We start from the raw sequence: 14200 nt of genomic DNA, 5'->3' as shown, positions 1-14200 counted from the left end.
ACAGGGGCAGTGCCAAATGGCTGCTCCAGGCGGCTGGACCTGGCCAGGCCTGACTGATCCGGGAGGTCCCGGAAGCCAAACCGGGAAAACGTTCGAAAACGTTTTATTTTTTACGCAAAGTTGTGGGTTTGCGGGGTCTGATGGTGGCCGGGAACGGTCAAAACTGCTTTAACACCGGTTGGAGAGGACACAACCGTTGCAAATTGCGTAAATACTAGAATTTATTTTAAGTTTTTTACGAAAAAGCCCATGCCATCTAAAAAACGTGTGCATGATGGAATCCCGCAGTAGAAGGGATCTGCCACATTGTGACAGCCCCTTCTTTGCATGGGCCCTGCCTGAGATTGGCTTCTTCCAATCGGTCCAGGACTCCAAGATTCCTATGCACACGTCTTTATTTTGTAATAAAGGTCAAAGCTTCACCGTCCGTACTCATCTCAACGCTGTCGCCGTCTTTAATATTGCCGCGGATAATCTCGCCTGCAAGCTCGGTTTCCACATGTTTCTGCAGGTACCGTTTGACAGGTCTTGCGCCATACGCAGGTGTGTAAGCTTCTCGGGCAATAAAGCTCTTGGCCGCATCTGTAAGGGTCAGATGGATATTCTTATCCGCCAGCCGCTTTTCAATATCCACCATGGACAGCTGGATAATTCTTCCGATCTGGTCTTCTGTCAGCGGCGAGAATACGACGATATCATCCACACGGTTTAGGAACTCTGGCCGGAAATACTTTTTCGTCTCGTCTTCAACCTGCTGTTTTACGCCATCGTCCACTGTGCCGTCAGCCTTGATTCCATCGATCAAATACTGGCTGCCAATGTTGGACGTCATGATAACAATGGTATTTTTAAAATCCACGGTCCTTCCCTGATTATCCGTCAAGCGGCCGTCGTCCAGAAGCTGCAGCAGGATGTTGAACACATCCGGGTGAGCCTTTTCAATTTCGTCAAAGAGGATCACGCTATATGGTTTTCTCCTTACGGCTTCCGTTAGCTGTCCCCCTTCATCGTAGCCCACATATCCCGGAGGAGCCCCTACTAATCTGGATACAGAGTGCTTCTCCATATATTCGGACATATCAATCCGCACCATATTGCGTTCCGAATCGAACATGGCTTCTGATAATGCCTTTGCCAGCTCGGTTTTGCCCACGCCGGTGGGTCCCAGGAAGATAAAGGAACCGATGGGTTTGCTTTCGTCCTTCAATCCGGCCCTTGCCCTGAGCACGGCTTCTGCTACTGCATCCACCGCCGTATCCTGGCCGACGACTCGTTTGTGCAGCGTTTCCGGCAGACGCAGCAATTTTTCCCGCTCCGATTCCACCAGTCTGCTCACCGGGATTCCAGTCCAACCTGCAACGACTTCTGCAATCTCTTCCTCGCCGACTTCTTCTTTCAGAAGACGGTTTTCCTTGGCCTCGTCAGCCTGCTCCTTTTCGTCTTCCAGCTTCTTTTCCAGTTCGGGAAGGGTTCCGTATTTCAGCTGGGCCAGTTTTTCCAAATCGTAATTTCTCTCAGCCTCTTCAATCTGAAGTTTAACTTCCTCGATCTGCTGCTTGGTCCCCTTGGCCTCAGTGATGGCCTTCTTTTCATTTTCCCACTGAGCCCGCATAGTAGCGCTTTCATCCTTGAGCTGGGACAATTCTTTTTCCAAATGATCCATCCGGGCCTTGGAAGCGTCGTCCGTCTCTTTACCCAGCGCTTGTTTTTCAATCTCCAGCTGCATGATCTTTCGTGAAATCTCATCCAGCTCGGCCGGCATGCTGTCGATCTCGGTCCGAATCTTCGATGCCGCCTCGTCCATCAGGTCGATGGCTTTATCCGGCAAAAACCGGTCCGTGATATAGCGGTCGGAAAGGGTCGCGCAGGCAATCAGCGCATTATCCGTGATTCGCACACCGTGATGAATTTCAAAGCGTTCTTTCAATCCTCTTAAAATTGAAATGGTATCCTCTACCGTCGGCTGGTCCACCAATACTTTTTGGAAACGCCGCTCTAGAGCTGCATCTTTTTCAATGTACTTTCTGTATTCATCCAGCGTGGTCGCGCCGATGCAGTGGAGTTCGCCTCTGGCCAGTTTTGGCTTGAGCAGGTTGCCTGCGTCCATCGCGCCTTCCGATTTGCCGGCGCCTACAATGTTATGGATTTCATCGATAAACAGCAGGATCCGGCCTTCCGATTTTTCGATTTCATTCAATACGGCTTTCAGCCGCTCCTCAAATTCACCTCTGAATTTGGCGCCTGCGATCAGCGCCCCCATATCCAGGGCAAAGATGGTCTTATCTTTCAGCCCTTCCGGCACATCGCCGTTTAAGATACGCTGGGCCAGGCCTTCTACAACGGCTGTCTTGCCTACGCCCGGTTCGCCAATCAGCACCGGGTTATTCTTCGTTCTTCTGGAAAGGATTTGGATGGTGTGGCGGATTTCCGCGTCCCTGCCGATTACCGGATCCAGCTTTCCCTCTTTTGCCATTTCCACAAGGTCACGGCCGTATTTGTTCAATGCATCATAATTATCTTCTGGGTTCTGGCTGGTTACTCTCTGGTTGCCTCTGACTTTTTCCAAGGCCTCCAGGAATTTGTTTTTTGTAATGCCGTACTTCTTGAATATCTTGGAAGACGGCGTCCCTTTTTCTTCGAGGAGGGCCAGGTACATATGCTCTACGCTGACATATTCATCCTTGAACTCCTCTGCGATTTTTTCCGCTTTCATCAGGATCTGGGAAAGCCGCCTGGACGAATACATGTTGTCGGCTCCACCGGTTACTTTCGGAAGCTTTTCCATCTCTTCCTCCAAATCCCCAATAACAGCCCCAACATTTATTTCCATGAACTTGAGAAGTTTCGGGATAAGCCCGTCCTGCTGCATGATTAGTGCAAGGTGCAGATGCTCTGCCTCAAGCTGCTGATGTCCTTCTTCTATGGCGATATTCTGGCAATCCATAATGGCCCCCTGGGCATTTTGCGTATATTTTTCTAAGTTCATTTATGTTCACCTCCGCGCCTGTTAACTTTAGTATTAACAAGGATAATTTATCTTACACCTATATTGTAATCCTGCATGAGCAAAAAGTAAAGAACTTTTTTAGCACTCACCCAAGTAGAGTGCTAACAATTTTATTGTTCGACTACCTCCCATAGGAGTACGCATGATCCAGGCTTATTTCGTTAAGGTTAGTAATCCTTTCCATCAGCCGTGTAACATAAAAAGGCTGGAGCTGCCGCACCAAGCAATGTGAGCAGCCCCAGCTTTCATTTTGTAACCTTTAGTTTCCTTTTTTTCTTGCAGCATCTTTTATCGCCAGCCTTGTTATCACTGCTTCTAAAAGCGTCAACAGCCCGATAGGCGCAGTCCACGGATCCGCCAAAATCATAGGCAGGTTCATCTCAGCCGTCAGTATAAAGATCATAATTGCACAGATAGCCGCAAATGCGCTGCCTGCCTTAAACATGCCTTTGCTCTGCTTTTTGCCTGCCAGAACATATACGCTCATCAAAGCTGCCAAGACTGCGAAGATCAAGTTGAGAAATGCCCAGCCGCTTTCCTTGGATATCCCCGCGGCCAGCGGAACCTGACTGTCCTGGATGGAGACAGCGGCCGGGGCCGTTTTATCCTGCGAGTCAGCGCTGCCCACAGCTGCATCCGCCGTATTTGTATTCACCGAAGCATTCCGATTTGCCCTTGTCTGAACGGCGGATTCTGCTGTATTCCCTGCAGCTCCCTTCTTAACGTACTCGTTCTGCTGCCGTTCTCCGGCAGAGGATTGCTGCTGTTGGGTTGAAGACGTATTCTCCTCACCTTTATAAAACTGTTCCACCTCTTCTTCAAAGTGAGCCGTATAGGTCTGTGTTTCATAAACGCTGTCATCATTCTTTTGCGGGTTAAAGCCTGCTTCTTTGCTTACTTCTTTTCCGCTCTCATCAGTCCAGTTGATAAAGCGGAAGCCGGAGTTGGCACTGGCAGCAACGCCTTTGGTACTGCCGCTGACTGCTTTCACCGATTCAGCCTCACGATCCACCCTACCTGCGGTTTCATCAGAAGATCGATAGCGGATCGCAGCCTCCGTTTCTTCAAATTCCGCTTCAATATGCAGATTTCCTTCCACTTTACTGTCCGCTGCAGGCAGCCCTTTTACAGGATCCCATCCCGCAAACTGATATCCCGGGTCAGGGTCGGCTCCGGGCAGCTTTGTTACCACATCTCCGAAAAGGGTTCCATGAGCAATGTCTTCAAAATACGTCTTACCAGTCAATTTTCCGCCGCCTCTGGGACTGACGCGGAATTCAATGGAATGTAAAGCTGTTTCCACCGGCGGATTATATGGGCTGACCATAATACGAATCGTCGAATCCGCATCAAAATTAGTAAATCCGAACCCATTGCTATAATTAACGAAAGCCTGATTATTTTTGTGTACATCGATGGCATCGCCCGGTGCAAAACGTACATCCTTTTGTCCCCATTTTCCATGAGCCGTGTTGAGCAGTGTCATCTTTACGTTCATGTCTCCGTTTCCGGTTTGATTTTTTGCTAGCAGCCATACACCGAAAGAGGTAATCTTTTCGGTGGTTTTTTTCTTCATTGTATAACTGCGGCTGCCGCTTTGCTTTAATACATAATAGTGATCGTAGGCGGGATCAACGATATATTCGATGGTATAATAACCGACTTCTTTCGAATCCGCCTGTCTGCTGCTCTTATCCTGTGTTCTTTCCGTTTTCTGTTGTTCCGCAGTCGACGCTTTTTCAGACCCGCCTTGGGATTCCGCGAAAGCCATCGTCGTCATCTGAGCGAACAGGAAGCATACGATGAGCAGGCTGTATGCGATTCGAATACCTTTTCCTTTTTTCATGAACAAAATCCTCCCTATGTAAATGGAAATACTCCCTTGTTTTTTACGTTAAGGTTATTATAATTGTTCAAGGTTACATTTCGATTACATTTAATGTAACCAATATTTTCTAATACCATCGCTGTTCATCCCTGTTGATGCTTGCTGCCTTGAGCCATACAGCCTGTATTGCTACTCCTCTGTTCCCCGAAAATCCATGGTCTGACACATCTCCTAAAGTCTTCCTTCAAACTAAAAAAGCCCCGCAGTGCAGGGTTTTTCTATGATATTCAGTTTTTCCAGGCAGCGGCCTTCTCCTCATTCCTGTTTCTCAATATACCTCCTGATTGCTTCAATGGCATGGTCGATATGTTTGCCCAAAGGAACATCTTCGACGCTTACCACATGGATATGACAGCGATTGATGGGTAGAAGCACTTTATAGGTATGGCTGCCGCCGATGGCAGAGGCCATAGCCGGTGTCAATTCGCCCATCATAGAGTTGGCATTGAGTATTCCAATTACTCCTACCACAATATCAACATGCTGCATATTGTGGACAATAGCATTTTCTCCTGTGGCGCCATCATCAGCGCCTGCCCGCAGCATCTGGCCGGTAGCAACTGAATTGGTGCCCAGCCCGATCACATGTGCTGCCGGCATCGCTGCCTTTATCTTTTCAACGACGGCCCTTCCGATACCTCCGCCCTGTCCGTCTACTACTGCAATTACCATATCGTCTCATTCCTCCCGCATTTATTGACTTTTGTGTAATTTTAACACACTTGCGGCAGCAAAAGCAATTCTCTTACTCGATCTCGTCGGTTTTATAGATAAATTTTACGGTACCTTTGGTCTGTGCCTGTTTGCCGGCAAAGCTCTGATAATCGGATGCCGCCTTCTGCAAAGCTTTCAGACGATCGACTACCTTGGAAAGATCTCCGTTAAAGGCTTCTGCCAGTTTATCCACCCCGTCGCTCTTGAACTTGGAAATGCCCCCGGCCAAATCTCTGGCTCCCGTCGCCAAAGTACCGGCACCGGCATTTACTTTTTTGGCCCCTGCATTCAGATCGCCTGCACCATCGTTAACTCGATGGGCCCCCTTTTTTAAATCGGCAGCTCCGTCTTTTAAAAGTCCTGCGCCCTCGCAGGCCTTTGTAATTCCTGTATTCAAGTCTTTGGCGCCGCTGGAGAGATCGGTCAGGCCGTTTTTCAAGTCCTTTGTTCCCGCCGCCAGCTCTTCCGCGCCGTCACTCAAGGCTGCCACGCTGTCTTTCATCTTTGCACTTTCACTTGTCAGCCCTGATACAATGCTTTTCTGGCCGTCTATGCTCTTCTGGAGGGCGCCTTTCGCCTGTGCCAGCGCTGTCTTCTCCCCATCGCTCAGCTTACTTTCATCGATCTTGTTTAATGCGGCCAGTGCAGCTTCATCCGCCTGTATGGTTCCCGGCTGACCCTGCGCTCCTTGAATTCCCGCCGATACTTTGCCTACGGCTTCCTGAAGCTTACCCGGGATTTGGCCGATCCCTCCTTTCAGCCGGCCGGCACCTGACTCCAGATCGCCTGCACCTTTCAGAAGCTGATCGGCGCCTGTCTGCAGCCGGGCACTTCCATCTTTGGCCTCCTTCAGTCCATTCCCCAACTGCTCCACTTTTTCTTTCAGCGTCCCCGCCCCTTTGTACAAATCCGTTGTCCCTTTGGAAAGCGTCCCCGCCCCTTTCGAGAGATCACTGGTTCCTTTGGCCAGATCGCCCGCTCCGCTCTGGAGTTTTTCAGCGCCTTCCTCCAGCTGAGCTGCCGCTGACTGAAGCTGATCCAGCGCAGCTTTCAAGTCGTCCATGGAATCAATTCTTCCCAAATCCAGATCATCCAGTAAGCTGCTTGAAGCAACGGTCATGGTCCCGCCTAATGCAAACTTTTCTGCCTGACAAGTCACCTCCACGTAATCTGGTATAACAACCTCCGTATCTTTCAGCTCCAAGCTTTGAGCAAGTCCCGGGAGCGCATAGCCGACAACCATGGATTTCTGACCGTCGTTGATCACCTTGCCGTTTTTCACCTCCACCTTGCTGAAAATATCGTTATCCAAACTCATGCCGGTCATCACCACAAAAGGAACGTAGACGCCGTGCAGCTTTTGGTTGTTGGTATAGTCAAAGCGAATTTTTACCTTACCGCTTTTTCCGGCAATTTCCTTCGATGTGACAGCCTTATCATTCAAGTAGTAGCTGACCTTCATTTCGACGGGCAGCTCCTTTTTTATTTTTCCTTGATAATAAATATCCTTACCCTCCGCTTTCCAGGTTCCCTTGCCGTCTTTTTGATCAAAGGACTCGTCGCCCTTAACGTTTTCAATTTCTTTCAGTTCCGTATAGTCTTTGATTAGACTGAGCTCACCAGCGTTCTTCAGCCATTCGCTGACGATAATTTTACTGGCATCTCCATTTTCGTCGGCCATGACATACACGGTTTCCTCCTTGGAAATTAAGGCGTCATCCGTTTTTTCGGCGGCAAAGACCGGAGCGGTGCTGCCTGCTGCCGCAAGGACCAGGCTCAGTATCACAGTCAGGATTCTAGTTTGCCTCAAGTTTCTTTTCATTTTCTGCTTCCTCCTTTGAATGCTTAAAGCCCATGCTGGTGCTGCATATGATGCGGTGGAATAAAACCAGCATTGCAGGCAGAATAAAGATTACAACCATCATGCTGATCAGAGCCCCTCTCGCCATCAGGCCGCACAGAGAGCTGATGATGTCAATATCCGAATAAATGCCAACGCCGAATGTGGCCGCGAAAAAGCATAGCGCGCTGACGATGATTGACGGAATGGAAGTGCTGAGTGCAATCCGCACAGCTTCCTTTTTTTCCCTTCCCAGCTGCAGCTCTCGCCTGAATCGAGTGGTCATCAGTATGGCGTAGTCCACCGTCGCCCCCAGCTGAATGGTACCGATGCAGATGGATGCGATGAAGGGAAGGCGGGTGCCAGTGTAAAATGGAATTCCCATATTGATAAAGATCGCCAGTTCGATGACAGCCACCAGTATGACCGGCAAAGAGGCCGACTTAAAATTGATGGCGATGATCAGGAAGATGGCAATGATGGAAATCAAGCTGACCACCTTAAAGTCGTGGTTGGTGATGGAAATCAAATCCTTGGTGCATGGAGCCTCGCCGATGACCATGGCTTTGGGATCATACTTCTCCGTAATCTGGTTAATTTGCCGGATCTGTTTATAAACGGCTCCCGTTGCCACCTTGTATTTGGAATTGATAATCATCAGCTGGCGGCCGCCCGCCTGCAGTTCATCCAAAACGCTGTCCGGAATCATATCCTTTGGTATGGCCGGTCCCATCACCGAGTTAAAACCAAGAACAGTATTTATGCCGTCTACCTTCTCAATCTCTTTTGTCATCCGGTCGGCAGTCTTGGCACTAAGGTTGGCATCGGCCAGAATCATATAGGTGGACCCCATATCAAACTCTTTTTCCAGCTTTTCATTGGCTGCAATACTGTCCAGATTCTTTGGCAGGCTGGCATCTAAATTGTAATAGACATCGGTCCTGGTATATCCGATCAGGGCCGGTACCAGCAAAATCAGGAACAGAAGGCCAAAGAGGCGGGCATGGCGTATGATAAAGGCTGCCGGCCGGTTCATTTCCGGTATGATTTCCCTATGCATAGTTTTTTGAATCAATTTATCGAATACCAGAATCATGGACGGAAGAATGGTGACGCTGCCGATGACGCCGAAAATAACGCCCTTGGCCATTACGATCCCCAGGTCCAGCCCCAGCTTATAGGTCATAAAGCACAAAGCGATGAAGCCGGCGATGGTGGTGATGGAACTGCCCGATACCGAGGTTATGGTATGGGCGATTGCCTGGGACATTGCCGCCGGTTTATCTCCCGGCAGTTTTTCACATTCTTCCTGGTAACTGTGCCACAGGAATATGGAATAATCCATGGTTACGCCCAGCTGCAATACTGCGCTGAGGGCTTTTGTCACATAAGAAATTTCCCCCATAAAGTAATTGCTCCCCAAATTGTACAGAATTTCCATACCAATTCCCAAAAGGAATATAATTGGAATAATATACGAATCCATACAGACACCCAATACAACAGCAGCTAAGGCAACTGCAATCATGACATAAATTGGTTCTTCATGCTCCGCCAAATCTTTGGTATCCGTCACAACAGCTGACATTCCGCTGACAAAGCATTGTTTTGCGGATAAATGGCGGATTTCCCGTATGGCGTCCATGGTCTCATCGGCGGATGTGGACGTGTCAAAAAAAACTGCCATCAGAGATGTATCGCCTTTTTGGATGGATGCTTTATACTTATCCGGCAGAATCTCCATGGGAACGGACGCATCCAAAGCGGTCTCGTAACTGATGACCGAGGCCACATGATCCACCTGTTTCATCCTATCTTCCAGCACCACCTTCTCCTTGGAAGAAAGACCCTCAGTCATAACCATGGAAAAAGCACCTTTGCCGAAGTCTTTAAGTAGGATGTCCTGACCTTTTATGGTCTCAATATCATCGGGCAGATAAGTCAGTACATCGTAATTAATTCTGGTTTTGATCATCCCAAGAACGGACGGAATCAAAAGCAGCAAGCAAACGACTAAGATGACCCTCCTGTGGTTTACTACTTTTTCCCCGAACTTTAACATATCCGGCCTCCTTTTTTTCTCTTAAATCTTATTCATTCTAAGCCTTTGAAACCGGCTGTGCCATAGACAAAAAAAGAGCAGTGTTAAAAATTTTAACACTGCTCCTGATTTGTCAAAAATTAATCGCTGCTCAGAGGAAATAGATCTGTATGCATCTGCTGCTTAAGCAGGCTGTGCAGCTTACTGGTAATCACTTTCGGGTCCGCCTTCATCCCGCCTCGGATCCAGTCTAAGATAATTCCCACCAGCGCGTATTTATAAAAGTTGCAGATGAAGTCTTTGTCCTCTTGGGAAATTTTATGAGAATCCCTTGTGCCTTCGATGAACAGCGCGATTAAATCATAGACAATTTTGTAAAAATATCGTTCCAAGTGCTCCCGTCCCATGGAATTGTAGGCATTGATTGTAAAGTTTTTATTGTTTTCAATATATTGGAATACCTCCAGATATACATCCTGCCAATTTTTGCAGATCCGTTCCGCATCGATGAACTGCTCCCCTTCCTGTACGAAGGTCCATTCCAGAAGGTCGTAAATATCTTTGAAATGGTAATAGAAAGTCTGCCTTTTTACGCCGCAGTCGTCCGCAATCTCCTTCACGGTTATCTTATCCAATGTTTTTCTTGACAGCATTTTTTTTAAAGAAGCCGCCATTGCCCGCTGTGTTAGTTGTGTCATAAATTCCATCCTTAAATCAGTAGGTCAGCTTTTCCCTGACCTCTTCAAAAACGCCCATTGCCAAGTTGCGCACTCTCTGGTGTGAAACCGCTGGCGGAGCGAGAATACCCAGACGTATGGTCGTTAGCCCTCTTTTCCTCTTTTTTCTGGTGGTCGCCCTCTCCTCAATATATTCGATGGTTTCTGTCCTCAGCAGCACAGTGCGTTTAGTAAAGCCGCCGCAGGTCAAAAAAACGGTTCTGCTGTCCGCCGCCATCGCCGTATTGCCGTATTCCAGTATTACCGACGCAAGAGCGCTCAGGAAAATCAGCAGGCAGACAACCAGCACCACAGCTTTGATTATCGGCAATCTAATAAAAAAGACCGTCGATACTGCTGCGGAAAGGAGCAGCAGTGCAGAGAAAAGGAAACGTCCGCAGAGGAAAAAGTATGGAAAGGCTTTTGCTTCAGTTCCTATTGGTGATTTCTCCAGCTCCAGTTCCGGCAGGAATCGCTTCAAAAAAAATTCTAACCGGTCCTTTTTGATTATAGGATAGAGTATAGCCACTTCCTGACTATCCTCTTCATTGCTGCCGTAGCCCACTGCAAAAACCTCCAGAGTCCCTCTTTTGAAAATCCGCATGAGAATCGATTGATTATAGGATACACCGCTGATTTTCTCTTTAATTAAAGTATACGTTTTTTTGTTCAATAATCCATATTCAATGAAGATCGAATTTTCTCGATTGGTAATCCGAAAGCCGTAATATTTAATCGTAGTCAGAATCACGTTGATGGCTACTCCCAGCAAATAAAGGGCGATGATCAGCGCTGCAATCAGCAGGGGCGCAGAAATGCTGAGAAAATAGTTCAGCATCAGTTCCTGGCCGTCCACGTTTTTAGAGAGAAAAATCCTTGAAATAAGGCTGATGGCTACACCGCCGTAAGCCAGAACCTGTATCACCACCAGCGCTTTTGAACGCAAAAGCCCCATCAACAGGATCTCTCCAGTTCCAGCTAAAATGGTATTACCGCTATCATCTTCCGAAATGCGGTCATTGTGAATCTCCGGATCAGGCTGCTGCCGCTTGGAAAGCAGCAGTTGTTTCACCGCAATGGCATCCTTCATCTTGAAGGCCATCTTGACCTTTCCCGAATCTCCGCTGATGCTGCCCGCATTGTCCACGTTTACGCTGTAAACTTTGAACAGTTGGAAAACGATATTTTGCGAAAAGTCCACTGTGGTTATGTTGGTAAGGGGGATTTCTTGGGTTTTCTTTTTGATCCATCCGCTTTCTACCAGCAGCTTCTCATCGTCGATGCTGTAATAGGTAAAGAGATATTGGATCAGCCTGCTTATCGGTGCAAAAAGCACTACAACCAGCACAGGAACGTTTTCCAACAGTTTTTGATAATCACCAAGAACCAGCGAAATGACTACAGCTGCCAAAAGGAGTCCGAAATCCCGGAAAAACCGTTCAAAGATGAATAGAAAGTGGCCGCGTCTTGGTCCGAATCTCATTGGCCTTCCTCCTTGGTTTTCAGCCTTGTGTATAGCTTGTTTTTCAGATTCTCGGCAATTTCATCGGCAACGTCTTTTGCCAGACATTCGATCTTAAAATTATCGCTGGCCAGGGAAAGCTCCACATCGTACAGCCCCAGTCTGCGATTGATCGGTCCCTGGCTGACGGTGATATGCTGGATTCGGATAATGGGAACGATGGTATTGGTCACGAAAAAAATTCCATGGTGAATGTCCACTTTGTCTTCCGTTATATAATATCCCCACTGACGATATTCGATCATCGGATAGATAAGAATTCCCAAAAGCTTGTACAGTACAATCACGGAAAGCGCCAAGGTAATGATCCATAGAAAAGGATCCAGTTGAGGGATCCTGCCGCTGATGATACGCAGGGCTGCGCATGCCAGAAGCAGGATTGCAAAGGATAGGACTCTGCCGATTCTCCAGCTTGCGATGGCTTTTTTATCAAGTTTGATGTAATCCATCGCCGCTACCACCCCCTGGTATAATCGTTAAAGCATTCCAGGCAGACCTGCTTTCCATTCTGAATCCGCATCTTGGTTTCCGGCGCTCCTTCTCCGCAAATCTGGCATAGGACCGTGTTGAGGCTTCTGGCCTTCTCCGGCAGCGGATATCTGGTTTCGCCCACATCGAAAATTTCCTCCAAAGGGCCGCTGAGTACAGCATCGATATACGCCTTTCCCTTTTTTCCGCCGGCCTTTTTTGGTTTGGCGATCATGCGAAAGCTTTCACCTGTTCTGCGGTTATAAAAGTTAAAGGCCATTTTTCCCGTTCCATAATAGATCAGGTTTCCTTTGCCCAGGGTGCAGCCCAAAATCGCTTGTACCGCATCTACGCCGCAGGCATCGTTTTCCGTTACACACACCAGATCCTCATCTTCGGAAAAGGTGATTCCAAGCCGGTCGATCGCTTCCATACAGGCCCGAACACCCAGTGCGATCCCGCCGCATTGGTGGCCGTGAAACGCGACTGCTTTTTCCCAAAGTTCCTGTCTCATATTCCTTGCCTCCTTTTTTCGATCCGCCATTGTGCAGTCTGTCGTAATCCGATCTTCCGTCCAGGTCGGTCCGCACGCTGCAATAATGGTTTATTATAACACAGATTCAGAGGCAAATCCATTTCTATCATCTCCTGCAGCCTTGGAAGGATAACCGCTAACCCAGGATCGCCTCAATGCTTTCCCGGCAGATCAAAACCGCTTGATCAATCTCCTCCCGCCGGATATTCAGCGGCGGATTGAAGTAAGGCACATCTCCCATGGGCCGCAGCACCAGCCCCCGCATCATAGCCTCTTTATAAATTTGATACCCTATACGCTGATCCGGGGCAAAAGCTTTTTTTGTCTCTTTATTTTCTACCAGCTCAATGGCATTGATTAATCCGATCGTCCTTATCTCTCCCACATGGGGATGGCCTGCCAAAGCCTTATTCAATACCTTTTTTAGATAACCTTCCTCCGTATGCGCAAGAGTATCCTCTTCTTCTAGCACTTTCAATACTTCAACGGCCGCTGCGCAAGCAAGCGGATTGCCGCTGTAGGTGGTACTATGGACAAATGCTTTTTTCTCATTGAAATTAGCATAAAAAGCCTGGTAAATTTCCGGGGTGGTCACCGTCATAGCCATTGGCAGATACCCGCCGGTAAGCCCCTTGGAAAGACAGATGAAATCCGGAGTAATCCCCGCGTGTTCACAAGCAAAGAGCTTTCCAGTCCTTCCATAACCGGCCGCAATCTCATCTGCGATCAAATTCACATGATAACGATCACACAACTGGCGCAGCCTTTTCAAATAGACAGGGGAATAGATCCGCATGCCGGCTGCTCCCTGAAACATGGGTTCAAGTAGAAAGGCTGTTGTTTCTTCTCCGTATTGTTCAAAAGCTTTCTCCGCTCCCTGAATGCACTCCGCTTGGCAGGAGTCCCGTTCTTTTCCATAGGGACAGCGGTAACAGTCCGGACCATCCACATGGATCGCGGAAAGCAGCAGCGGGCGATAGATGTCAGAATAATAGTCCATACCGCCCATTGAAAGTGCTCCCAGTGTTTCACCGTGATACCCGCCTGCCAGGGTCATAAATCTCTGTTTCTTTGGATATCCGGTCTGGAGATGATACTGAAAGCTCATCTTCATGGCGCATTCCACAGCAGCAGAGCCATTGTCCACAAAGAAACATTTCTCCAGCCCTGGAGGCAGCAGTCCTGCAAGCCGTCTGCACAGCTCCTCTGCGGGTTTGTGGGTAAATCCCGCGAACATGACGTGCTCCATTTTATCCAGCTGGTCTTTTACCGCTTTGCTTATCCGCGGATGATTGTGTCCAAGCAGGGAGCACCACCAGGAGCTGATGATATCTATGTAGGCTTTCCCCTCTTCATCGTAGATGTAGATTCCTTCCGCCCGATCAGCCATGACCAGTGGAAACGCTTCATGATCCTTCATTTGTGTGCACGGATGCCAGATGTAGTCCTTTTTCAAATTCATAATGATC

The 14200-nt window shown here is 48.2% G+C and carries 10 protein-coding genes; all 10 read right to left on the bottom strand.

The genetic code is table 11. The annotated features are described in order from the left end of the window. Positions 1-394: 394 nt before the first annotated feature. The gene (clpB, locus tag LG211_RS00170) at positions 395-2986 is read right to left on the bottom strand and encodes an ATP-dependent chaperone ClpB (RefSeq protein WP_253021039.1); all 2592 of its coding nucleotides are present in this window, start codon (positions 2984-2986) and stop codon (positions 395-397) included. 280 nt (positions 2987-3266) lie between these two features. Beyond that, positions 3267-4853 (bottom strand): InlB B-repeat-containing protein, encoded by a 1587-nt coding sequence (locus LG211_RS00165; RefSeq protein WP_269476802.1) that lies wholly within the window; start codon positions 4851-4853, stop codon positions 3267-3269. Positions 4854-5150: 297 nt separating this feature from the next. Continuing rightward, positions 5151-5567 (bottom strand): DUF3842 family protein, encoded by a 417-nt coding sequence (locus tag LG211_RS00160; RefSeq protein ID WP_269476801.1) that lies wholly within the window; start codon positions 5565-5567, stop codon positions 5151-5153. Between the two features lie 73 nt (positions 5568-5640). Next, a complete protein-coding gene (locus tag LG211_RS00155; RefSeq protein ID WP_148395388.1) occupies positions 5641-7431 on the bottom strand; it encodes a methyl-accepting chemotaxis protein in 1791 nt (596 codons plus the stop codon). Then, the gene (locus tag LG211_RS00150) at positions 7406-9511 is read right to left on the bottom strand and encodes an efflux RND transporter permease subunit (RefSeq protein WP_269476800.1); all 2106 of its coding nucleotides are present in this window, start codon (positions 9509-9511) and stop codon (positions 7406-7408) included. The genes LG211_RS00155 and LG211_RS00150 overlap by 26 nt, the downstream gene beginning before the upstream one ends. 119 nt (positions 9512-9630) lie before the next feature. Beyond that, positions 9631-10188 (bottom strand): TetR/AcrR family transcriptional regulator, encoded by a 558-nt coding sequence (locus tag LG211_RS00145; protein WP_148395386.1) that lies wholly within the window; start codon positions 10186-10188, stop codon positions 9631-9633. A 16-nt stretch (positions 10189-10204) separates the two neighbouring features. Continuing rightward, entirely contained in the window at positions 10205-11689 is a 1485-nt protein-coding gene (locus LG211_RS00140) for a PH domain-containing protein (protein WP_269476799.1), read from the bottom strand. Further along, positions 11686-12177: a PH domain-containing protein gene (locus LG211_RS00135; RefSeq protein ID WP_148395384.1), complete on the bottom strand. Its 492-nt coding sequence runs from the start codon at positions 12175-12177 to the stop codon at positions 11686-11688. The genes LG211_RS00140 and LG211_RS00135 overlap by 4 nt, the downstream gene beginning before the upstream one ends. A gap of 5 nt (positions 12178-12182) precedes the next feature. Further along, a complete protein-coding gene (locus tag LG211_RS00130) occupies positions 12183-12710 on the bottom strand; it encodes an FmdE family protein (protein WP_148395383.1) in 528 nt (175 codons plus the stop codon). Positions 12711-12867: 157 nt separating this feature from the next. Next, positions 12868-14193: an adenosylmethionine--8-amino-7-oxononanoate transaminase gene (bioA, locus tag LG211_RS00125; RefSeq protein ID WP_148395382.1), complete on the bottom strand. Its 1326-nt coding sequence runs from the start codon at positions 14191-14193 to the stop codon at positions 12868-12870. Positions 14194-14200 lie beyond the last annotated feature (7 nt).

Source organism: Hominibacterium faecale, from assembly GCF_020734085.1.
GTDB lineage: Bacteria > Bacillota > Clostridia > Peptostreptococcales > Anaerovoracaceae > Hominibacterium > Hominibacterium faecale.
Note: the sequence above shows the minus strand (reverse complement) of the source record. Positions and strands in the feature narration are given on the sequence as shown.

Bases quoted from the DNA above. Each gene is read 5' to 3' on its own strand.
- clpB (WP_253021039.1), bottom strand. From the start codon at position 2,986: ATGAACTTAGAAAAATATACGCAAAATGCCCAGGGGGCCATTATGGAT.
- LG211_RS00165 (WP_269476802.1), bottom strand. From the start codon at position 4,853: ATGAAAAAAGGAAAAGGTATTCGAATCGCATACAGCCTGCTCATCGTA.
- LG211_RS00160 (WP_269476801.1), bottom strand. From the start codon at position 5,567: ATGGTAATTGCAGTAGTAGACGGACAGGGCGGAGGTATCGGAAGGGCC.
- LG211_RS00155 (WP_148395388.1), bottom strand. From the start codon at position 7,431: ATGAAAAGAAACTTGAGGCAAACTAGAATCCTGACTGTGATACTGAGC.
- LG211_RS00150 (WP_269476800.1), bottom strand. From the start codon at position 9,511: ATGTTAAAGTTCGGGGAAAAAGTAGTAAACCACAGGAGGGTCATCTTA.
- LG211_RS00145 (WP_148395386.1), bottom strand. From the start codon at position 10,188: ATGACACAACTAACACAGCGGGCAATGGCGGCTTCTTTAAAAAAAATG.
- LG211_RS00140 (WP_269476799.1), bottom strand. From the start codon at position 11,689: ATGAGATTCGGACCAAGACGCGGCCACTTTCTATTCATCTTTGAACGG.
- LG211_RS00135 (WP_148395384.1), bottom strand. From the start codon at position 12,177: ATGGATTACATCAAACTTGATAAAAAAGCCATCGCAAGCTGGAGAATC.
- LG211_RS00130 (WP_148395383.1), bottom strand. From the start codon at position 12,710: ATGAGACAGGAACTTTGGGAAAAAGCAGTCGCGTTTCACGGCCACCAA.
- bioA (WP_148395382.1), bottom strand. From the start codon at position 14,193: ATGAATTTGAAAAAGGACTACATCTGGCATCCGTGCACACAAATGAAG.